The 20,421-nt window shown below is 70.7% G+C and carries 21 protein-coding genes and 1 pseudogene; 14 read left to right on the top strand and 8 right to left on the bottom strand.

The window, feature by feature from the left end; translation table 11 throughout:
- Positions 1-59 precede the first annotated feature (59 nt).
- Positions 60-488, top strand: a complete 429-nt coding sequence (locus E2651_RS08735) for a DUF4440 domain-containing protein (RefSeq protein ID WP_135330456.1) — start codon at positions 60-62, stop codon at positions 486-488.
- Positions 489-492: 4 nt separating this feature from the next.
- Here E2651_RS08735 and E2651_RS08730 read toward each other — a convergent pair whose 3' ends face one another.
- Positions 493-1,296: a nuclease-related domain-containing protein gene (locus E2651_RS08730; RefSeq protein ID WP_135330455.1), complete on the bottom strand. Its 804-nt coding sequence runs from the start codon at positions 1,294-1,296 to the stop codon at positions 493-495.
- A gap of 168 nt (positions 1,297-1,464) precedes the next feature.
- Here E2651_RS08730 and E2651_RS08725 point away from each other — a divergent pair.
- From E2651_RS08725 to E2651_RS08700, 6 genes and pseudogenes are all read left to right on the top strand, one after another.
- A pseudogene (locus E2651_RS08725) lies at positions 1,465-1,713 on the top strand (sortase); the annotation flags it as partial.
- Positions 1,714-1,740: 27 nt separating this feature from the next.
- Complete coding sequence (locus E2651_RS08720; RefSeq protein WP_135330454.1) at positions 1,741-2,517, top strand: hypothetical protein; 777 nt, start codon at positions 1,741-1,743, stop codon at positions 2,515-2,517.
- Positions 2,514-3,815 carry a HAMP domain-containing sensor histidine kinase gene (locus E2651_RS08715; protein ID WP_135330453.1) on the top strand — a complete coding sequence of 434 codons (1,302 nt, stop codon included), beginning with the start codon at positions 2,514-2,516 and terminating at the stop codon, positions 3,813-3,815. The genes E2651_RS08720 and E2651_RS08715 overlap by 4 nt, the downstream gene beginning before the upstream one ends.
- Positions 3,816-3,923: 108 nt before the next feature.
- A complete protein-coding gene (locus E2651_RS08710; RefSeq protein WP_135330452.1) occupies positions 3,924-4,283 on the top strand; it encodes an SH3 domain-containing protein in 360 nt (119 codons plus the stop codon).
- Positions 4,284-4,346: 63 nt separating this feature from the next.
- Positions 4,347-5,711 carry an FtsW/RodA/SpoVE family cell cycle protein gene (locus E2651_RS08705; RefSeq protein ID WP_135330451.1) on the top strand — a complete coding sequence of 455 codons (1,365 nt, stop codon included), beginning with the start codon at positions 4,347-4,349 and terminating at the stop codon, positions 5,709-5,711.
- Positions 5,708-7,165, top strand: a complete 1,458-nt coding sequence (locus tag E2651_RS08700; protein WP_135330450.1) for a penicillin-binding transpeptidase domain-containing protein — start codon at positions 5,708-5,710, stop codon at positions 7,163-7,165. The genes E2651_RS08705 and E2651_RS08700 overlap by 4 nt, the downstream gene beginning before the upstream one ends.
- On the opposite strand, the gene E2651_RS08695 is transcribed toward E2651_RS08700, so the two are convergent.
- Entirely contained in the window at positions 7,162-8,268 is a 1,107-nt protein-coding gene (locus E2651_RS08695) for a ferritin-like domain-containing protein (RefSeq protein WP_135330449.1), read from the bottom strand. The two genes, E2651_RS08700 and E2651_RS08695, sit on opposite strands and share 4 nt — an antisense overlap.
- A 196-nt stretch (positions 8,269-8,464) precedes the next feature.
- Here E2651_RS08695 and E2651_RS08690 point away from each other — a divergent pair, with 196 nt between their 5' ends.
- The 4 genes from E2651_RS08690 (at position 8,465) to E2651_RS08675 (ending at position 11,790) form a co-directional block, all read left to right on the top strand.
- Positions 8,465-9,403 (top strand): diiron oxygenase, encoded by a 939-nt coding sequence (locus tag E2651_RS08690; RefSeq protein WP_135330448.1) that lies wholly within the window; start codon positions 8,465-8,467, stop codon positions 9,401-9,403.
- 60 nt (positions 9,404-9,463) lie between these two features.
- Positions 9,464-10,192, top strand: a complete 729-nt coding sequence (locus E2651_RS08685) for a TetR/AcrR family transcriptional regulator (protein WP_135330447.1) — start codon at positions 9,464-9,466, stop codon at positions 10,190-10,192.
- 10 nt (positions 10,193-10,202) lie between these two features.
- Positions 10,203-10,487: a hypothetical protein gene (locus tag E2651_RS08680; RefSeq protein WP_135330446.1), complete on the top strand. Its 285-nt coding sequence runs from the start codon at positions 10,203-10,205 to the stop codon at positions 10,485-10,487.
- A 154-nt stretch (positions 10,488-10,641) separates the two neighbouring features.
- Entirely contained in the window at positions 10,642-11,790 is a 1,149-nt protein-coding gene (locus E2651_RS08675) for a C40 family peptidase (RefSeq protein ID WP_135330445.1), read from the top strand.
- On the opposite strand, the gene E2651_RS08670 is transcribed toward E2651_RS08675, so the two are convergent.
- From E2651_RS08670 to E2651_RS08650, 5 genes are read right to left on the bottom strand one after another with little or no spacing between them, the layout of a single operon-like run.
- A complete protein-coding gene (locus tag E2651_RS08670; protein ID WP_135330444.1) occupies positions 11,763-12,998 on the bottom strand; it encodes a styrene monooxygenase/indole monooxygenase family protein in 1,236 nt (411 codons plus the stop codon). The two genes, E2651_RS08675 and E2651_RS08670, sit on opposite strands and share 28 nt — an antisense overlap.
- A 55-nt stretch (positions 12,999-13,053) precedes the next feature.
- A complete protein-coding gene (locus tag E2651_RS08665) occupies positions 13,054-13,683 on the bottom strand; it encodes an ATP/GTP-binding protein (protein ID WP_135330443.1) in 630 nt (209 codons plus the stop codon).
- A complete protein-coding gene (locus tag E2651_RS08660) occupies positions 13,664-14,068 on the bottom strand; it encodes a DUF742 domain-containing protein (protein WP_135330442.1) in 405 nt (134 codons plus the stop codon). Before E2651_RS08660 ends, E2651_RS08665 begins: the two co-directional genes overlap by 20 nt.
- Positions 14,065-14,568, bottom strand: coding sequence for a roadblock/LC7 domain-containing protein (locus E2651_RS08655; RefSeq protein WP_135330441.1), 504 nt, complete (start codon positions 14,566-14,568; stop codon positions 14,065-14,067). The genes E2651_RS08660 and E2651_RS08655 overlap by 4 nt, the downstream gene beginning before the upstream one ends.
- An 8-nt stretch (positions 14,569-14,576) precedes the next feature.
- Positions 14,577-17,450 carry a nitrate- and nitrite sensing domain-containing protein gene (locus E2651_RS08650; protein ID WP_135330467.1) on the bottom strand — a complete coding sequence of 958 codons (2,874 nt, stop codon included), beginning with the start codon at positions 17,448-17,450 and terminating at the stop codon, positions 14,577-14,579.
- 375 nt (positions 17,451-17,825) lie between these two features.
- On the opposite strand from E2651_RS08650, the gene E2651_RS08645 reads away from it, so the two are divergent.
- Positions 17,826-18,671: a protein phosphatase 2C domain-containing protein gene (locus E2651_RS08645; protein WP_135330440.1), complete on the top strand. Its 846-nt coding sequence runs from the start codon at positions 17,826-17,828 to the stop codon at positions 18,669-18,671.
- Positions 18,672-18,810: 139 nt separating this feature from the next.
- Here E2651_RS08645 and E2651_RS08640 read toward each other — a convergent pair whose 3' ends face one another.
- Positions 18,811-19,269: a MarR family transcriptional regulator gene (locus E2651_RS08640; RefSeq protein ID WP_135330439.1), complete on the bottom strand. Its 459-nt coding sequence runs from the start codon at positions 19,267-19,269 to the stop codon at positions 18,811-18,813.
- A gap of 20 nt (positions 19,270-19,289) precedes the next feature.
- Between E2651_RS08640 and E2651_RS43860 the strand changes: the two genes are divergently transcribed.
- On the top strand, positions 19,290-19,430 hold the full coding sequence (locus E2651_RS43860; protein ID WP_167828740.1) for a hypothetical protein: 141 nt from the start codon (positions 19,290-19,292) through the stop codon (positions 19,428-19,430).
- A gap of 141 nt (positions 19,431-19,571) precedes the next feature.
- A complete protein-coding gene (locus E2651_RS08635; RefSeq protein ID WP_135330438.1) occupies positions 19,572-20,414 on the top strand; it encodes a lysozyme in 843 nt (280 codons plus the stop codon).
- The last annotated feature ends 7 nt before the right edge of the window (positions 20,415-20,421 follow it).

Genomic DNA, 20,421 nt, shown 5'->3' with positions numbered 1-20,421 from the left:
GCGTCGAGCATATCTTCCTTCGTGCGTAGTCAAGCTTGATTACTTGATGAGGAGAACGCGTGACCCTTCTTCCCGCGACCGGATACGTCCCGACCGACGAGGACCGTGCGAGCCTGACCGCCTGGTTCGCCGAGTACGACGCGCACAGCGCCAAGCGCGATGTGGAGCGCATGGCCGATCTGGCCGTCTTCCCGCTCAACCTGGTCAGCGACGACTCCGCGGGCGACGGGCGCTCCGCGCAGTGGGACCGGGAACAGTTCGTGGCGACCATGACGCAGGTGATGGGCGACGGGAGCGAGGACATCACCTTCGAGTCCACGCGCACGCCCGTCTTCCTCTCCCCCGCCATGGCCGTGGTCTTCACCGACTCGGTCATGACCGCGAACGGCGAGACGCAGCAGCTGCGGTACGCCGACATCCTGGTGAGGCGGGGCGGCGCCTGGGCGTTCCAGACCATGATCCAGGGCGGTTGGGGGGACAACCTGTGAGGCGTTAGACCCGCAGCCAGGTGTGGCGGTCGCGTGCCATCGCGTGCAGCGCCGCCACATCGGCCGGTTTCAGTACGCCGCCGGTGCCCGCGAGCGAGGAGATCTCCTCGTCGCGCACGATCCGCACCCCGCGCGGCGGCTCGGCCAGGGCGAGGTCCGCCGCACCGGAGACGGCGAGCACCGGGCGGATCTCGGCCGTCAGCGCGAAGGACGCCCGGTCCACGTCGGCGCGCAGCTCCCGCAGGACCGGCAGCGGGTCCCCGCGGCCGACCGTGACCAGCGGGTCGGCGATCCGCACCCGCTGCTTGCGGGCCGCGAGCGTACGGATGCCGAAGAGACCGCCGGGGCCGATCACCAGATGGTGGATGCGGGCGCCGCCGGGCAGCGGGACCGAGTGCAGGGTGTGCCAGCCCGCGCCCTCGAGGCCGTCAAGCACCTCGCCGACGGCCTGCTCGGCTGCGAGCGCCCGGCGTCGCGGGTCGGCGCGCAGCCTGCGGGCGGGCGCCGGGTCGCGGTCCAGGGCGATCAGGAGGGCCTCGCCCGGACGGTTCGGGGCGAGGTCGTCGTCCGGGTGGAGCGCGAGGCGGGCCAGTTCGGACGGGGTCGGCACGGGTGGCGGGCCGACCGAATAGCCGCCGGTCAGGAACGGGGCGAGGACCCGCAGGACGTCATCCCTGCGGTCCTCGCTCAGCAGGTTCACGCGGGCCGAGTCCCTGTCGTACCAGGCCACGTTCGCGCCGTCCGCGAGGCGGACGTACAGCCTTTCCTGGCCGTGGCGCCAGGCCGGTATGACGCGCAGTCCTGTCATGCCATCACCCCTTGACCATGGGAGCAGTCGGGCGCGCCTTGGGCAATACGTGGGGGTGCACCCCGCGTATCTCCGCGTATCTATGGGCCGCCGTTACATAGCCGCGGAATCGCCGCAATGGCTGACATTTAACGTCGGAGGAGTCCCCACGCCACCGCAGGAAGGCGCGGGCCCGCGCTGATGAAGGATGTGGCCAAGGTCAGAATGGAGGACGCGATCGAGGCGCCGCGGGCCGACGGCAGCACCGCGACATTCAAGGTGCGGGGGATTCAGCAGGTGGACAAAGAGAACTTCCCCACCCATAAGGTGTACCGGGCGACCGACCGGCCCGGGCTGCGACTGTTGACGTGTGGCGGGCCCATCAAGGACGGTCACCGCACCGACAACATCATCCTCTACGCCGATCTCGCACCGTAGCTCAGGCAAGCAGGAGTCAGGAGTGCAGTGAACCGGAGCCGTCTCGCGCTCGTCGCCGCCCTCACCCTGTCCGCCGTCCTGCTGGCCGGCGGCTGCGGCGACCCCGGCGACCTGCGCAGCGCGGGACCGACGCCCACCGCCGACGGCCCCACCCACCTGTGGCCGAAGCTGCCGCCCCCGTCGGCGCCCGCCGAGGACTACGGCGTCATAGAGAGCGTGCCGGTCAAGGGCGTCGACGTACCGGACGGAGATCTGCGCAAGGTCGATCCGGTCACCGTCGCCCGGACCGACTTCGACACCAATCCGGGGCTCTACAGCCGCTCCGACGACATCTACAAGCAGACCCTCGCCAAGCTCCGGACCTGCGGTCACGGCAGCGACGACTGCCCCGTGCTCAAGGCCTACTACCGCGATCTCACCGGGGACGGGAAGGACGACCTCATCGTCGGCATCCGGTTGGTCAAGGGGCACGACGAGAATCTGGACATCCGCGCCTACGCCCTGGAGAAGCGGCAGTTGACCCAGATCATGGAGACGGGCGACGCGGTGCTCGGTGTCGAGCTGGCCGGCCATGACGTGATCATCCGTGCCGTCTCCAGCCAGCCGGGGTACGAATACCGCACCGTCTGGTCCTGGGACTCCCACCAGAAGACGATGCTGCCGACGAGCGACGAGATCGTGCGGTCCGCAAACGCCCCGTCGACGAAGCGCCCCAAGAAGCCGATGCAGAAGCCGACGAGCAAGCCGACGGAAGCGCCGACGCAGAATCCCGCCCCCACGCCGTCCCCGAGCGACAGCGCATGAGTCACGCGCAGCCGCGCGGGCCGCGGCTTCCCGCCTGGACGGCGACCCTCACCTGGAAGGCCGCGCTCTTCATCGCCGTCATGTGCTGCGCGCTCGCCGCGCTGCTCGGCGCGCTCGTCCATGTCTCGGTGACCAACCAGACCGTGGGCCAGGCCCGCGAGCGCGCCCTCACCCGGCTCGAGGACGTCACCAAGGCGTACGAGGCGGGCGACCGGATGGGACCCGGCGCGGGCGTCGACCCGCCCGGTCTGCCCGCGCGGCTGCGTGAGCTCGCGGTCGGCGGCGAGCGGGCGACGATGGTCGGTCTGCTCGACTCCCGGCCGACCATGTGGGCCGCGGGACCCGCGAACGGCGGCCGTGCCATCGCCGTCGAGGTCGACTACGCCCAGGGCGTCCGCACCATCGACGGGCTCGACCGGGCGATCCTCGGCTCGTCGGTGCTCGCGATCGGGGCGACGCTCCTGGTCGGCGCGTTCGCCGTGACGCGCGTGACGCGGCGCCTGCACCAGACCGCGACGGTGGCGCGCCGGATCAGCGCGGGCGACCTGGACGCCCGGGTGCACGATCCCCGGACGCAGGAGCCGCAGCGGCATCAGGACGAGGTGGCGGCGGTCGCCGGCGCCCTCGACACGATGGCGTCCTCGCTGCAGGGCAAGCTGCAGAGCGAGCAGCGGTTCACCGCGGATGTCGCGCACGAGCTGCGCACCCCGCTGACCGGTCTGCACGCGGCGGCCGAGCTGCTGCCGCCCGGCCGGCCCACCGAGCTGGTGCGCGACCGGGTGGCCGCCCTTCGCACCCTCACCGAGGACCTCCTGGAGATCTCCCGGCTCGACGCGAAGAGCGAGCGGGTCGAGCTGGACGACCACCATCTCGCCCCACTGGCCGAGCGTGCCGTGCGGGGTTCCGGGCTCGGGGCCGAGCTCGTCGTCGTACGCGATGTCTGTGTGCTGACCGACCGTCGGCGCCTGGAGCGGGTGCTCGGAAACCTGCTGTCCAACGCCGGCAAGTACGGCCGGCAGCCCGTCGTCGTGACCGTCGACGGGCCGGTCGTCTCGGTGCGCGATCACGGCGACGGTTACCCCGACTACCTGGTGGAACACGGGCCGCAGCGGTTCCGCACGGAGGGCACGAGCAAGGGGCACGGGCTCGGTCTGACGATCGCCCTGGGGCAGGCGGCGGTCCTCGGCGCGAGCCTCACCTTCGCGAACGCGGCGGACGGCGGTGCGGTGGCGACGCTGACACTGCCGTACGAGGAGTCCGCCGCGACCGGCGCCAAGGGTGCCGACGGGACGGCCTGACGGGCGGATTGACGCCGCGTGACCTTTTGCGCGCGCACCGTGCCACTTTTAGTGTGAATTGCGGCCTATGCGTCGCTCTGGTCCCACCCCATCGCTAGAGGAGGCCCCATGTCCCTTCGGCCCACCGCCACCCTCACCCGGCTCGGCATACTCGCGGCCGGCGGCGCGCTCGCCGCACTCACCGTCACCGGCCCCGCCGTCGCGGCCGACGGCGCCAACAACAACCACCCGCACCTCTACAAGGGCCGGGTCACGGCCAAGTCGGGGCTGCTGCTCCGCACCGCCCCCATGCGTGGGAGTGAGGTGATCCGCAGCGAGCCGTACGGCGCGATCGTGCACATCTTCTGCAAGACGACCGGCGACAAGGGGCACCACAACAACCGCTGGTATCTGCTCACCGACGGCACCTGGGCCTGGGGCTCCGCCCGCTACATCAAGGACATCGGGCCATCCCCCCGCTGGTGCTGACGTATCGCAAGGGCACGATGACATAAACGGACATTGGGGCCTATCGCTTGCTACGTTCCGGGCATGACCGGAACAACAGTGGGCTCGGCACCACCCTCCGTACCCGCTGTTCGCGTCCCCCGGCGCCGTGGCACCGAACTCGCCCTGATCGTCGTGGCCGTCCTGCTTTCGGTCTACGGCTACTGCGATGTCGGGCTCGCCAAGAACGGCACCGTCCCGCCCGGCGCCGCCGGTTACGGCGCCGGGCTCGGGGTGCTCGCGCTCCTCGCCCATCTCGCGGTGCGCCTGCGCGCGCCGTACGCCGATCCGCTGCTGCTTCCGATCGCCGTGCTGCTCAACGGCCTTGGCCTGGTGCTCATCTACCGGCTCGACCTGGAGACGCCGGGCGACGAGGCGGCGCTCACCCAACTCGTCTGGTCCACGGTCGGCGTAGCGCTCTTCATCGGCGTCGTCGTCTTCCTGCGCGACCACCGCGTGCTCCAGCGGTACGCGTACATCTCCGTCGTCACGGCGCTGATCCTGATGATCGTGCCGATCTTCTTCCCGGCCGTGAACGGCGCCCGGATCTGGATCAGGATCGGCGGATTCTCCATCCAGCCCGGCGAGTTCGCGAAGATCCTGCTCGCGATCTTCTTCGCCAGCTATCTGGCCGCCAACCGCAACGCCCTTGCCTACACCGGCCGTACCGTCTGGAAGCTGAAGCGGCTCCAGCTGCCGACCGGCCGGGTGCTCGGGCCGATCGTCGCGATCTGGCTGCTCAGCGTCGGGGTGCTTGTCCTCGAACGGGACCTCGGGACCTCGCTGCTCTTCTTCGGGCTCTTCGTGATCCTGCTGTACGTGGCGACCGGGCGCACCGGCTGGATCGCGGTCGGCCTGCTGCTCGCGGGGGTCGGCGCGTTCGCGGTCGGCTCGCTCGAACCCCACGTGCACAGCCGCGTCGAGGACTGGCTGCACCCCTTCGCCTCCATCGACGCGGGCGAGGGGCCGAACCAACTCTCCCAGTCCCTCTTCGCGTTCGCGGCCGGCGGGATGCTCGGCACCGGGCTCGGGGACGGGCACTCCATCCTCATCGGCTTCGCCGCGAAGTCCGACTTCATCCTGGCGACGGCGGGCGAGGAGCTCGGCCTCACGGGACTCACCGCGATCTTCCTGCTCTACGCCCTTCTGGTGGAGCGCGGCTTCCGGGCCGGGCTCGCCCTGCGGGACGCCTTCGGGCGGCTGCTCGCGGTGGGGCTCGCCTCGATCATCGCGCTCCAGGTGTTCGTGATCGCGGGCGGCGTGACCGGCCTCATCCCGCTCACCGGCATGGCGATGCCCTTCCTCGCGCAGGGCGGCTCGTCGGTCGTCACCAACTGGATCATCGTGGCGCTGCTCATCCGGGTCAGCGACTCGGCACGCAGCCAGCCCCTCCCCCAGGAGCCCTCGTGACCCGGTACATCCGCCATGCCGCCGCGTTCTGCGCGCTGCTGCTCATCGCCCTGCTCGTGAACGCGACGCGGGTCCAGATCGTGCAGTCCGACTCCCTGGACGAGAACCCCGCCAACCGCCGCCAGGCCATCACCCGGTTCGGCCAGCCGCGCGGCGACATCATGGTCGACGGCCGCACGGTCACCGGCTCCAAGGACACCGGGGAGCAGCTGCGCTATGAACGGACGTACAGGAACGGCCCGTTGTACGCGCCGGTGACCGGCTTCGCCTCGCAGGTCTACGGCACGACGTTCCTGGAGAACGCCGAGGACGACATCCTCTCCGGCACCGACCCGATGCTCGCCCCGCTCCCCTTCTGGAACGACATCAGCCGCGACCAGAACCCCGGCGGCAAGGTGCAGACGACGATCAGGGCCGCCGCGCAGCAGGCCGCGTACGCCGGACTCGGCGGGAAGAAGGGCGCGGTCGCCGCGATCGAGCCGTCCACCGGGAAGATCCTCGCCCTGGTCAGCACTCCTTCGTACGATCCCGAGCGGCTCTCCGGCACCACCTCGTCGGTGGCGAAGTCCTGGGCGGCGCTGAACAGCAGCGCCGACAAGCCGATGCTGAACCGCGCGATCCGCCAGACGTATCCGCCCGGTTCGACGTTCAAGGTGGTGACGGCAGCGGCGGCCCTGGACGCGGGCACGGTCACGGACCTGGACGCCGCCACCAAGTCCCCCAGCCCCTACACGCTGCCCGGCACCACCACGGAGCTGACGAACGAGGTCGAGGGCTGCACGAACGCGACCCTGCGGTACGCCTTCGCGTGGTCCTGCAACACCGTCTTCGCCAAGCTGGGGGCGGACACGGGCCTGGCCGACATGGTGGGCACGGCGCGGAACTTCGGCTTCAACGACACCGGCCTGAAGATCCCCTCCTCCGTCGCCGCCAGCAACTTCGACACGTCCATGGACCAGGCGCAGCTCGCGCTCTCCGCCATCGGCCAGTACGACACGCGGGCCACGCCGCTGCAGATGGCGATGGTCTCGGCGGCGGTGGCCAACGGCGGCTCGGTCGAGTCCCCCTATCTGGTGGACCGGACGACCACCGACGACGGCGACGTGGTGGACACCCACGGCACCGAGACCCTCCACCGGGCGATGAACCCCGCAACGGCGATGCAGCTGCGGGAGCTGATGACCGACGTCGTCGAGGAGGGCACCGGCACGAACGCGGCGATCCCCGACGCGACGGTCGGCGGCAAGACGGGCACGGCCCAGCACGGGATCGACAACTCCGGTACGCCGTACGCCTGGTTCATCTCCTGGGCCCAGAAGCAGGACCGGGCGGAGCCCTCGGTGGCGGTCGCGGTGGTGGTGGAGGACGCGGCGGCGGACCGTGGGGACATCAGCGGGGGCGGCAGCGCGGCGCCGATCGCGAAGGCCGTGATGGAGGCGGTCCTCGGGGGTTAGCCCGCCTCACCGGACGCGATCGCGTCCGCCACCTCCGCCACCCGCTCGCCCTCCTCGGCCGCGAAGCGTTCCGCGTCGAGCTTCTCCGCGATCTCCTCGTCCTGCGCCATCAGCTGGTCGAGGTTGGCGTTGCCCATCTCGAAGACGCCCATGTCGACATACGCCTCCTGCAGGCGCTTGCCCCACAGGCCGATGTCCTTGACGCAGGGCACGATGCGGCTGAACAGCAACTGCCGGAAGAGGGCGAGGAATTCGGAGTTCTCGCTGCATTCCTCGGCCTCCGCCTTGGGGATGCCGAAGTTCTCCAGGACCTCGACTCCGCGCAGCCGGTCCCGCATCAAGTAGCAGCCCTCGATGACGAAGTCCTCGCGCTCGCGGCGTTCGGCGTCGGTGAGCTGCTTGTAGTAGTCGCGCAGGGCCATCCGCCCGAAGGCGACGTGCCGGGCCTCGTCCTGCATCACGTACGCCAGGATCTGCTTCGGCAGGGGCTTGTCCGTGGTGTCGCGGATCATGCCGAACGCGGCGAGCGCGAGGCCCTCGATGAGGACCTGCATGCCGAGGTAGGGCATGTCCCAGCGGGAGTCGCGCAGGGTGTCGCCGAGGAGCGCCTTGAGGTTGTCGTTGATGGGATAGAGCATCCCGATCTTCTCGTGCAGGAAGCGGCCGTAGATCTCCGCGTGCCGCGCCTCGTCCATGGTCTGGGTCGCGGAGTAGAACTTCGCGTCCAGGTCGGGGACGGACTCCACGATGCGGGCCGCGCACACCATCGCGCCCTGTTCGCCGTGCAGGAACTGGCTGAACTGCCAGGAGGCGTAGTGCTTGCGCAGCTCGCCCCGGTCGCGCTCGGTCATCTTGTCCCAGTGCCGGGTGCCGTACAGCGACATCGACTCGTCGGGGGTGCCGAGCGGGTCGAGCGGGTCGACCTCCAGGTCCCAGGCGATGCGCTTGGCGCCGTCCCACTGCTTGTCCTTGCCCTTCTGGTAGAGGGCGAGGAGACGCTCGCGGCCTTCGTCGTACTCCCAGCTGAAGCGGGCCGCGCCGTTCGCCGGTATCTGCCAGACGGTGTCGCCTGGGGGATGCGTGTACAGCTCGTACGTGGACACTGACGACTCCTAGGGATGGCCTTGGACAAACCTCGTGGCGCCTTGCACTCGTCCCCGCTTTGCAGGCTCACACGGCCGCTGACGCCGGGTCAACAAGTCGTGCGCAAGGGATTGACGGGCTTGCTGACAGGCAGTCTCATAAGACGTGACCGCCGGTAACTGTGACGCGAGACGACGACGAGACAGGGACACAGGCATGACGACCATGACGGAGGACGCGGCACTCGAAGGACTGCGGGACGCGCTGGGTCTGCTCAAGGACCGGGAGCAGGTGGCCGAGCGGCTGCTCGAATCCTCCGCCAAGCACTCCTTCGACCCCGACAAGGAACTGGACTGGGCGGCGCCCTTCGAGGAGGGCAAGTGGTTCTGGCCGCCGGAGCTGGTGTCCTTGTACGACACCCCGATATGGCGGCGGATGAGCGAGGAGCAGCGCATCGCGCTCTCCCAGCACGAGGCGGCGGCGCTCGCCTCGCTGGGCATCTGGTTCGAACTGATCCTGATGCAGCTCCTCGTACGCCACATCTACGACAAGCCGGCCACGAGCGCGCACGTCCGCTACGCCCTCACGGAGATCGAGGACGAGTGCCGGCACTCGAAGATGTTCGCGCGCCTCATCAGCCGCGGCGACACCCCGTACTACCCGGTCAGCACCGTGCACCGGAACCTCGGGCGGCTCTTCAAGACGATCTCGACGACGCCGGGATCGTTCACGGCGACGCTGCTCGGCGAGGAGATCCTGGACTGGATGCAGCGCCTCACGTTCCCGGACGAGCGCGTCCAGACCCTCGTCCGCGGTGTCACACGGATCCACGTCGTGGAGGAGGCCCGCCATGTGCGGTACGCCCGCGAGGAGCTGCGCCGCCAGATGGTGACCGCCCCTCGCTGGTCCCAGGAGTTCACCCGCCTCACCTCGGGCGAGTTCGCCCGGATCTTCTCCGTGGCCTTCATCAACCCCGAGGTCTATACGAACGTCGGCCTGGACAAGCGCGAGGCCATGGCCCAGGTGAAGGCGAGCGGCCACCGCCGCGAGGTCATGCAGACGGGGGCCAAGCGCCTGACCGACTTCCTGGACGACATCGGGGTGCTGCGGGGTGCGGGGCGTCGGCTGTGGAAGAGCTCGGGGCTGCTTGCCTGAGTCGGCTTGCCTGACGCTGTTCCGGGGCGCTTGTTCGAAAGGGCGGATACGCTGCGGGGCATGACCTCGCCTGCTCCCACCCGCGCGTACCGGCGCCTCAGCGTCGAGGAGCGGCGGCGGCAGCTGCTCGAGGCCGCCCTCTCCCTCTTCGCCGTGCACGCGCCCGACGAGGTCTCCCTCGACGACGTGGCGGAGGCGGCCGGGGTGTCCCGGCCGCTCGTCTACCGCTACTTCCCGGGCGGCAAGCAGCAGTTGTACGAAGCGGTGCTGCGCTCCGCGGCCGACGAGCTCGAGCAGTGCTTCGCCGAGCCGCCGGACGGCCCCCTCACCCGGCGCCTGGGCAACGCGCTCGACCGCTACCTCGCCTTCGTCGACCAGCACGACGCGGGGTTCAGCGCGCTGCTCCAGGGCGGCAGCGTCGTGGAGACCTCGCGTACGACGGCCATCGTGGACGGGGTGCGCAGGGCGGCCGCCGAGCACATACTCGCCCACCTGGAGGTCGTGGGAGCCTCCGGTCCGCGCCTGCGGATGACCGTACGGATGTGGATCACCTCGGTCGAGGCGGCGTCGCTGATCTGGCTCGACGAGGAGAAGCAGCCGCCGCTGGACGAGCTGCGGGACTGGCTCGTGGAACAGTTCATGGCGGTGCTCGTGGCCGCGGCGGGCCGTGACCCGCAGACCGCGGAGGCGGTGCGGAGCGCGCTCGCCCTGGAGACCGCCGAGGGCCCCGCCGGGTCGCTCGCGCGGCGCGTGCTGCCCGTGGTGAGCGACGCGGCGCACCTGCTGTGACACTGGCCGGGTGAAGAGCGAAGACACCACCTTCGTCGGTGGCCCCCTGGACGGCCGCGTCCTGCCCATCCTGCTCGGCCCCACCGGCCACCCGCCCAAGGTGTACCGCGTCCCGGTCCCGGACGAGGCGGGCGGCGAGCCGACCGTGCTCGTGTACCGGCGGGTCGCCAAGGCCGCGGGGAAGCGGCTCGGGCTGCATCCCGGCTGGAAGTACGAGTACGACCCCGAGGGCGACACGGCCGGGTCGGGTCTGAAGTGGCCGTGGTCGAAGCCGGAGCGCAAGCCCGAGGAATAGCTCGGAGCGGGCGAGCAAGGGCGCCGCGCCGCGGCTCCCTGGACGAGTGACCCCATTGCGCCAACCCGCCCACCGCCCGGAGGCGGACCCCACCGGACAGGTCGATGCTCGCGGTGCGGGGCGGACGAGCCGTCACCGCACCGGAGGTGATGGCATGTCAGGCAGGCTGCTGCGGTGGGTCTGTACGGGAACGGCGGTCGGGGCACTACTGACCGCGACACCCCCGGCGCACGCCGCCCCGGGTCCGGACGACACGGGCGAGCGCCCCGTCTCCGAACTCCTGACGGACCTTCAGGACCTCTACCAGAAGGCGGAGGAGGCCACGGAGAAGTACAACGCGACCGAGGAGAAGCTCAAGGAACAGCGCACCGAGGTCACCCGCCTCAACCGCGACCTGACCAAGGCACGGACGTCGGTGCACGACAGCAGGGGCGACGCGGGACGCTTCGCCCGGCAGCAGTACCAGGGCACAGGCACCTCGCAGTTCTCCCCCTACGTACGCCTCCTCCTCGCCCGCAATCCGCAGCAGGCGCTGGACCAGGGCCATGTGATCGGCCGGGTCGCGGCGGAACGGGCGGCGGCGGTGCGGCGGCTGGCCGGGGGCGAGAAGAAGGCGGCGGGCCTCGCGGCGACGGCGCAGCGCGCCCTTGCGACCCAAGTCGCCCTGGCCGCACGCCAGAAGAAGGCCAGGGACACGGTCCAGGCCCAGCTCAAGGAGGTGGAGGAACTCCTCGCCTCGCTGAGCCCCGAGCAGCTGGCGGAGCTGGCAAAGGCGGAGGAGTCGGGGACGGCCGAGGCCCAGCGCAAGTTCCTGGAGTCCGGAGCCTTGAGCGGCCCTTCGGCGGCAACGCCATCGCGGAAGGGGAACTCGGCGCTCGACTACGCGGTCCGCCAGATCGGCAAACCGTACGAGTGGGGCGCGGAGGGCCCCGAGACGTACGACTGCTCGGGACTGACGTCAGAGGCATGGGCGGCGGCAGGCAAGGAGATCCCGCGTACGTCGCAGGAGCAGTGGGCGGAACTCCCGCACGTCCCGCTTCGGGAACTCCGCCCCGGCGACCTGATCGTCTACTTCCCCAAAGCGACGCATGTCGCCATGTACCTGGGCGACGGCATGATCGTCCAGGCCCCGCGCCCGGGTTCAAAGGTGAAGGTCTCCCCCATCGCCTCGAACCCCGTCCTGGGCGCGGTCCGCCCGGACCCCGGCTCGAAGGCGATGCGGGACTACACCCCGCCGAAGCTGCCGAAGGGCGCCACGGCGGGGGACGACACGGGCTACTCCCCCGTCAGCGAGGCGAGGTAGGCCCCCGTCTTCTCGGGCTCGTAGAAGAAGTTCTCGAAGTCCGCCGGGTCGTTGAAGCCGTTGGCGAAGCGGTCCGCGGCCGGCTGCAACTGGCCTGCCGCGCCGATCAGGTTCAGGACGTGCTCCGGCGGCGGGGAAAGCATCGCGTTCGTCCACTTGGTGACGTGCTGCGCCGTCTCCCAGTAGCGGTCGAACGTCGACTGCATCCACGCCTCGTCGAACTCCTTCTCGCCGTTCTCGATGATCGAGGCGAGGTACGAAGCGGCGCACTTGGACGCCGAGTTGGAACCCTGGCCCGTGATCGGGTCGTTGGCCACGACCACGTCGGCGACGCCGAGGACCAGGCCGCCGCCGGGCAGCCGGCCGATCGGCTTGCGGACCGTGGGGGCGTAGCGGCCCGCCAACGTGCCGCCCGCGTCCGTCAGTTCGACCTTCGTCGCCCGCGCGTACTCCCACGGCGTGAACTTCTCGAGGAGTTCGAGGGTCAGCGCCAGGTGCTCGGAGGGGTCCTTGACGCCCTGGAAGACGTCCAGCGGGCCGCCCGGGACGCCCTCCCAGAAGAGGATGTCCGCGCGCCCGGAGGTCGTCAGCGTCGGCATGACGAAGAGTTCGCCGACGCCCGGCACCAGGTTGCAGCGCACCGCGTCGAACTCGGGGTGCTCGGGGCGCGGGCCCACCCCGTGGACGTACGCGACCGCGAGGGCCCGCTGCGGGGCGTCGTACGGAGAGCGGGAGGCGTCGCGCTCGAACATCGAGACCAGTTCGCCCTTGCCCGCCGAGACCAGGACCAGGTCGTACGTGCGCGAGAAGTAGTCGAGGTCCGAGACCGCCGCGCCGTGGATGACCAGCTGGCCGCCGCGCTGCGCGAACGTCTCCATCCAGCCCGCCATCTTCACGCGCTGGTCGACGGACTGGGCGTACCCGTCCAGCTTGCCGACCCAGTCGATGACCCGGGAGGAGTCAGGACCGGCGACCGAGACGCCGAGGCCCTCGATCTTCGGGGCCTGGGACTCCCAGAAGTTGGCCTGTATGTCGCGCTCATGCTGCAGCGCGGTGTGGAACATGCACTGCGTGGACATGACCCGGCCGGACCGGACCTCGTCCGCCGTGCGGTTGGACATCAGGGTGACCTCGTACCCCTGCGACTGGAGTCCGAGGGCGATCTGGAGCCCGGCCTGACCGGCTCCGACGACGAGTATCTTCCGCATACGGCTGCGTCTCCTACGTACTGACTAAAAACAGAAAAAGAAGAGTTGAGGGGGGTTATTCGGGGCTTGCCTCAAGGGCGTGGCCGACCAGCGCGAGGAGCGACTCGATCACCGAGATCCGCTGCCTCGCGTCCATGACCAGCACCGGTATGTGCGGCGGGATCGTCAGCGCCTCACGGACGTCCGCGGGCTCGAACTCCTCCGTGCCGTCGAAGTGGTTGACGGCCACTATGTACGGGAGCCCGCAGCTCTCGAAGTAGTCGAGCGCCGGGAAGCAGTCGGGCAGACGGCGGGTGTCGGCGAGGACCACCGCGCCGATCGCGCCGCGCACCAGGTCGTCCCACATGAACCAGAAGCGCTGCTGCCCCGGCGTACCGAAGAGGTAGAGCACCAGGTCGTCGTCGAGCGTGATCCGGCCGAAGTCCATGGCGACCGTGGTCGTGGTCTTGTCCGGGGTCGACGTGAGGTCGTCGGTGTCCTCGCTCGCCCGCGTCATCAGCGCCTCCGTCTGGAGGGGCGTGATCTCGGAGACCGCGGTGACCAGGGTCGTCTTGCCGACGCCGAAGCCGCCCGCCACCACGATCTTCGTCGCGATCGGGGCACGGGTGCGGTCCGTCTGCCAGGCTTGGAGGTTCTCGTCCGGGTCCGGGCCCGGGTGACGGAGGTCAGAGACGGCGGAGGCCACTGAGCACCCTTTCCAGCAGTGCGCGGTCCGGCTGTCCCGGGCCGTGGCCCGTTCCGTACACGCGGATCTTTCCCTGGTCTGCGAGGTCGCTGAGCAGTACGCGGACCACGCCCAGCGGCATCTTCAGGAGCGCGGCGATCTCCGCGACCGTACGCATACGGCGGCAGATCTCGACGATGGCCCGCAGCTCCGGCATGACGCGGGTGGAGAGGTTGCCCTGCGGCAGTTCGCGGCGCTCCTCGGGGGCTTCGAGGGCCGCGACGAACGTCTCGACCAGCAGGACGTGGCCGAAGCGGGTACGGCCGCCGGTGAGCGAGTACGGGCGTACTCGGGCGGGTTTGCGTTCGGCGCCCCGCTGGGGCAACTTGCCGGGCTTACTGCTCATCGGACGCTCTCCATCGACTGGCGCAGCTCACTGCGGAGTTCGGGGGTGAGGACATGCCCGGCACGGCCGACGAAGAGCGCCATGTGGTAGGCGACGACGCTCATGTCGCAGTCCGGGGTCGCGTGCACGCCGAGCAGCGAGCCGTCGCTGATCGACATGACGAAGAGGCTGCCCTCCTCCATCGCGACGACGGTCTGTTTGACCCCGCCGGCGTCCATCAGCTTGGCGGCGCCGATACAGAGCGAACCGACTCCGGAGACGATCGTGGCGAGGTCGGCGCTCGACCCCTTGGGGCCCGAACTGTTGTCCACCGCCGCCTCGTTGTTCCGCGCGGGGTCGGAGGAGAGGAGGAGCAGCCCGTCGGAGGAGACCACCGCGACCGAGAGCAGGCCTTGCACCTCCTCGACGAGATTCGTCAGCAGCCAGTGCAGGTTGCGGGCTTCGCTGCTCAGGCCGAACCCGGCGGCGGTGCCACCGGAGGACGAACTGGGCGAGCGCATGGGCGCAGTCAACTACTTGCCTCCTCGACTGAATCCCCCACGTTTTCGGACTGTTCGCTACGTTCGTTCGGCTCGGCGCGTTCGTTCAGCTCGGCCTCCACGTCGCGACGGCCGCTGATCGCTCCCTGGTGGAAGCCGCCGAGACGCTTGCGCAGGGCTTCGGCGTCGACGGAGCCGCTGCGCGCCTTGGGCACGGTGGGCTCGGGCGCGGTGATCTTGGGCGTGCGCTTGGGGAGTCCCTTGTCGGTGACGCGCTCCCACTTGGGTCCGGCGGGGGCGGGGGCTTCCGCTTGTTCCGGCTCCGGCTCGGGCTCGGGGTCCGGCTCGGGCTCCGGCTCGGGCTCGGGGTCCGGCTCGGGGTCCGGCTCGGGCTCGGGGTCCGGCTCGGGGTCCGGCTCGGGGTCCGGCTCAGGATCCGGCTCCTCCACCACCGGAGGGGCAAGCTCCAGAGTGGTCTCGGCCTCCTGAACAGCCACCTCCGCGGCGGCGATCAGCGGATCGGCAGCAGAGGAAGAACGCCCCGGCAGCACATTGGAGTTGGCTTCGGCCTCCGAGCCCGGGAGATGGACCGCGGGCGCCGCCCCGGCGACGGGAACCCCCACCGGCGGCGCGGCGACAGCCGGCGCCGCCGCGAGGATCGACTTGGGCAGCACGACAACAGCGGCGACACCACCCTGCTTCTGCTCGCGCAAGCGAACCCGCGCCCCGTGCCGCGCGGCGAGCCGCGCCACGACGTACAGACCGAGCCCGAGCCCGTCCCCGCTCTCCTGGTCGTACGCGTCGTCGGGACGGAAGTCCGTGAGACGGGAGTTGAGCTCCGTCATCCGGTCCGGGGTGACCCCTATGCCCTCGTCCTGCACGGAGAGCATGACCTCGCCGCTCTCCAGGAGCCATCCGGAGACCTCGACGGAGGCGTCCGGCGGCGAGAACGACGTCGCGTTCTCGAGCAGCTCGGCGACCAGGTGGCTGATGTCGTCCGCGGCGAAGCCCGCGACATGCGCGTGCGGCGGCAGCGTGGCGATGCGCACCCGCTCGTACCGCTCGATCTCGGAGACGGCGGCGCGTACGACGTCGACGAGCGGGACCGGGCCCGGGTGCTGGTGGCCGTGCTCGGCACCGGCGAGGACCAGGAGGTTCTCGCTGTGGCGGCGCATGACCGTGGCGAAGTGGTCGAGCTTGAAGAGCGTGGCGAGGCGGTCGGGGTCCTGCTCGCGGTCCTCGAGGTTCTCGATGACGGCGAGCTGGCGCTCGACCAGGCCGAGGGTGCGCAGGGCGAGGTTCACGAACGTGCCGTGGATGGACTGCCGCACCCGCTCCAGGTGGGCGGAGGCCTCGGCCAGTTCGGCGCGGAGCTTCGCGCGCTCGTCGGCCATGGACGTGCGCTGCCCGATGAGGTGCTTGCGGTCCGCTTCGAGGGTGGTCAGCCGCTCGGTGAGGGCGGCCGCGTGGCCGTGCAGCGCGTTGACGGACCGTACGACCTGGGCGAACTCGTCGTCGCGGCCGGTGAAGCGGATGGGTTCCTGCGGCGCGGGCTCGGTGGCGAGACGGGCGGAGCCCAGGCGCAGGACGGCGAGCGGGCGGGTCAGCGTGCGGGCCATCGCCATGGTGACGCCGACGGCGACGAGCAGCGTGACGCCGATGAGCGCGAACCGGATCTCCAGGGCCGTGACGTCGTCGTCGCGCAGCTGGGCGAGGCCCTTGGTGCGCTTGACGGTGAGCGAGGACTCGGCGCCGCGCATCATCTCGATGCGGGCGGAGAGCGCGGCGTCGATCTTCCTGGTGTCGTAGCGGAGCTCGGCGGTGGAGAGCGTGGGCTGGTCGGTGAGCCGGGAGAGGTACTTCTCGGCCGTCGTGACCTCGCTGCCCGTGACCGTCGAGTCGTAGGTCGCGCGGGCGCCTTCCGCGGCCGTGTCGCGGAAGTCCGCGATGGCGGCCTGCTCGCGGACGTCGGCGCGCTGGGCGGCGGCGGTCAGCGCGTTGCGGGTCTTGACGCCGGCGGAGGACTCGTCGACCACCGTGGTGGGCAGGCCGGTGACCGGGTCGACGGTGGTGTTCGTCTCCGTGGTGCGGGGGACGGCGAGGGCGGCGAGGAGCAGGCCGCGGGCGCCGGCGGCCTGCTCCACGGCGTGGTCGAGGTCGGCGAGCGCGTAGGCGCCGGAGCCCGCGCGGGGCGGTGTCTGCTCGGCGAGTTCGCGGGTCAGGGCGTGCAGTTCGGTGATGACGTCCGAGTACGCCGTGTGCGCTTCGAGAGCACTGCTCTTGCCGGTGAGCGCCGCTCTGCGTACGGCGGCGATGTCGGCGAGGTCGCGGCGCAGACCGGCGGGGGCGTCCGCCGAGCGCAACTCGTCGATCTGGCGGTCGACGCGGGCGCTGCGGCTCTCGGAGAGCCCCTTGCCCCCCTTCGGGCGGCCCGCGGCGACGTACGAGGTGATCTCGTCGCGCTCGTCGGCGAGGGAGTGGCTCAGCGAGACGGCCTGCTGGGTGCGCTCCGCGAGGGTCACCAGCTCCTGGGCGTCGCTCAGTTGCCCGGAGGCGGCCACGATGGCCGGCGCTCCGGCCCCGGCGATGGCGGCGGCCACGACGGCGACGGCGACGATGAGCCGATTGCGTACGCGGGCGGTGGGCTTGGAGTTGACGGGCTTCGCGGGCGTCCCGGACTGCGCGGGTTTCACGGGCTGCGCAGGCTGCACGGGGGGTTGCGCGGCGCTCCCGTCGGCGGCCTTCGCGCCGTCAGGAACCGTCGCACCGGGGGTGGGCTCGCTCGCCGCGGGCTCTCCCGCCGTGGGCTCGGGCGAGCGCTCGCGCGCCTGCTCCGTAGGGGTGGTCGCGCCCGGCGTGGCCCCGTCAGAGGCCGTCTGCTTGCCTTTGCGCCGAGGCCGCATCTTCTGCACCGGTGCTCGCATTCTTGTTTTTCGTCTGCCCATGGGCCGGGTGACGATCCGTCAACGCCCGCGCCCCCGGTACGGCTCCTGACCCTTTCAGTGCCGATGAGTGGCGGTCGCGCATCGCCTGCCTGGCCACCCGAAGGAGTGAACATCGGCGGGGAGTTGGCGAGCAAGTCCCGAGTTGAAGCAAAAGACCCGGCCACGGTGCGCCGGTTGGACGTCGCCCGCAGGCTTTGGCAGGATGCGCGGCCACACACCGCCGGAGGCGATCATTCCGACTGAAATCCGGCGCTTGACCTGCTGGTCCGGGCCAATCCACGGCCATGTGCGACCCGTTGGTGACCTTGTGAAGGCCTCGTGCAGACTGGCTGAATGCGCAGCGAACTCACCACCGAGCCCGGCGACCCCACCCGCCCCAATGAGGACTATGCCGCGGTCATGCTTCCCGCATCCGGACAAGGCGGTTCACTCGTCCTCCTCGACGGGGTGACTCCGCCCGCCGGAGACGACGGCTGCCTGCATTCCGTCCCCTGGTTCACGGCGCGACTCGGCGGCGCGCTGGGCGAACTGTCCGTTTCACGGCGGGATATGACGCTCGTTGAGATCCTCGCGGCGGCGATCGAGCGCACCGCGGGCACACATCGTCAAACCTGTGACCTTTCTCACCCGCGCACGCCTCAGGCCACGGTGGTTCTGGTGCGTTGGGACGACGAGCGGGTCGAGCACCTGGTCCTCTCCGACTCCGCGCTCCTGGCAGCGGCCCCCGACGGCCGGGTCACGGCGGTCCTCGACGAGCGCCTCGCCCAGCTGCCGCCGGCGATCCGCGAGATGCGCGACGCGGTCCGCGCACTGCCGCACGGCTCGGCCGAACGGGAGGCCGCGGGCCGCGAGTACGGCGCCGCGGTCGAGGCCCTGCGCAACGCGGAGGGCGGCTTCTTCACGGCGGCGGCCGACCCGGCGGCGGCGGCACGGGCGGTCACCGGCACCTGGCCACGGGCAGAGGTGACGGCGGTGGCGGCCCTGACGGACGGCGTGGGCCGCTGGGTCGAGACGTTCCGCGAGGGCAGCTGGCAGGAGTGCTTCGACCTGCTCCGCAAGGAGGGCCCGCAGCGGCTGGTGGACCGGGTCAGGGAACTGGAGCGTGCGGACCCGCAGGGCAAGGCGTTCCCCCGGGGAAAGAGCCACGACGACGCGGCGGCGGTGTACGCGGAATTCTGAGACAGGGGCGCGGGGGGCGCCCCGTCAGGGGCGCGGGCCGTATCGATATGCGGCTCCGCCGCGCGGGCGCGACAAGCCACGACGTATCCGCAGGAGAGAGCGCACCCCACAGAGCCCGAAGCTCCCCCGCCGAATCCCGCTACCCCTCAGCGGAAGCGTTGAGCTGACGCAACAGCCGGGCGAGCTCGGCGACCTCCGCCCGGTCCCACCCCGCGAGCTGCCGCACATACCGCTCCCGCCGCCCCGCACGCACCGTACGGAACCGGGCGCCGCCCTCCTCGGTGAGGTGAACAAGCCACGCCCGCCCATCCGCGGGATCCGGCTCCCGTGCCACCAGGCCCAGCTCCTCCAGGGCCCGCAGCTGGCGGCTCATCGTCGCCTTGCCCACGCCGATGTAGGCGGCGAGATCCGTGGCGCGCTGCGGACCGGAGTCGTCGAGGCAGACGAGAAGCCCGTACGCCGCGGGCTCCAGGTCCGGATGGACCTGGCGGGCCATCTCACCGGACGAGGCGCGCGCCCGGCGAAGGAGCAGGGTCAACTCCCGCTCCAAGGAGAGGAACTCCTGGTCGACACCGCTCTCGTGCACGTCAGCACTCATGGCCCGCTTCTTTCCGGATCGTGAAGGTCTCCGCCCCGCACGGCGGCCGCCACGGCGGGACCGGCGAGCGCGCCCGCCCATTGCCGCAGCTCGGCCAGTATTTCGTACGGCCGCGCCGCGCCGTGCCGCGGACACCGCCGCGGACACCGCCGCAGGAGTAGACCAACGGCAGCGTCCAGGCCCCCTTCCCAGCCACGGGTCTACGTGCGTAGCGTCGTTGATGACATGTTCACACCATGACATGTCGACAGGTCCCCCCACGAGCTCCATAGAGCTCAACCGAGGCCTTCGGAGGCACGCACATGCCCGTGCACAGACCCGGAACGCCCCGCCGCTCACGCTGGTCAGCGGCCGGAATCCTGCTCTCAGTCCTCTCCGCCCTCTCCCTCCTCATCACCCTGCCCGGCGCCGCACAGGCCGCCGGCGGCGATGACGTCCCGCCCCGCGGCTCCGCCCGCATGGGCCAGGGCGTCATCGAACACGACGGTCAGGGCAGCCTGCCGCCCAGTGGCGACGCCGTACAGACCGAAGGCGTCGACGTCAGCAGTCACCAAGGCAACGTCGCCTGGTCGACCCTCTGGAACAGCGGCGTGAAGTGGGCCTACGTCAAGGCCACGGAAGGCACGTACTACAAGAACCCCTACTTCGCCCAGCAGTACAACGGTTCGTACAACGTGGGCATGATCAGGGGCGCCTACCACTTCGCGACGCCCGACACCACGAGCGGCGCCACCCAGGCCAACTACTTCGTGGACAACGGCGGCGGCTGGTCGCGCGACGGCAAGACGCTGCCGGGCGCGCTCGACATCGAGTGGAATCCGTATGGGGCGGCCTGCTTCGGCAAGTCCCAGACCGCGATGGTCACCTGGATCCGGGACTTCCTGAACCAGTACAAGGCCCGCACGGGGCGGCACGCGGTGATCTACACGGCCACCAGCTGGTGGAAGCAGTGCACCGGCAACTACGGCGGCTTCGCCGTCAACAACCCGCTGTGGATCGCCCGTTACGACAGCGCGCCGGGTGAACTCCCGGCCGGCTGGGGCTTCTACACGATGTGGCAGTACACGTCGACGGGCCCGACGGTCGGGGACCACAACAAGTTCAACGGCGCCCTCGACAGGGTGGTGGCGCTCGCCAACGGCTGAGCGCTCA

Origin of the sequence: Streptomyces sp. MZ04, assembly GCF_004684775.1 — a bacterium.
In the GTDB taxonomy this organism is placed as follows: domain Bacteria; phylum Actinomycetota; class Actinomycetes; order Streptomycetales; family Streptomycetaceae; genus Streptomyces.
This window is presented reverse-complemented; position numbering and strand designations above follow the sequence as displayed.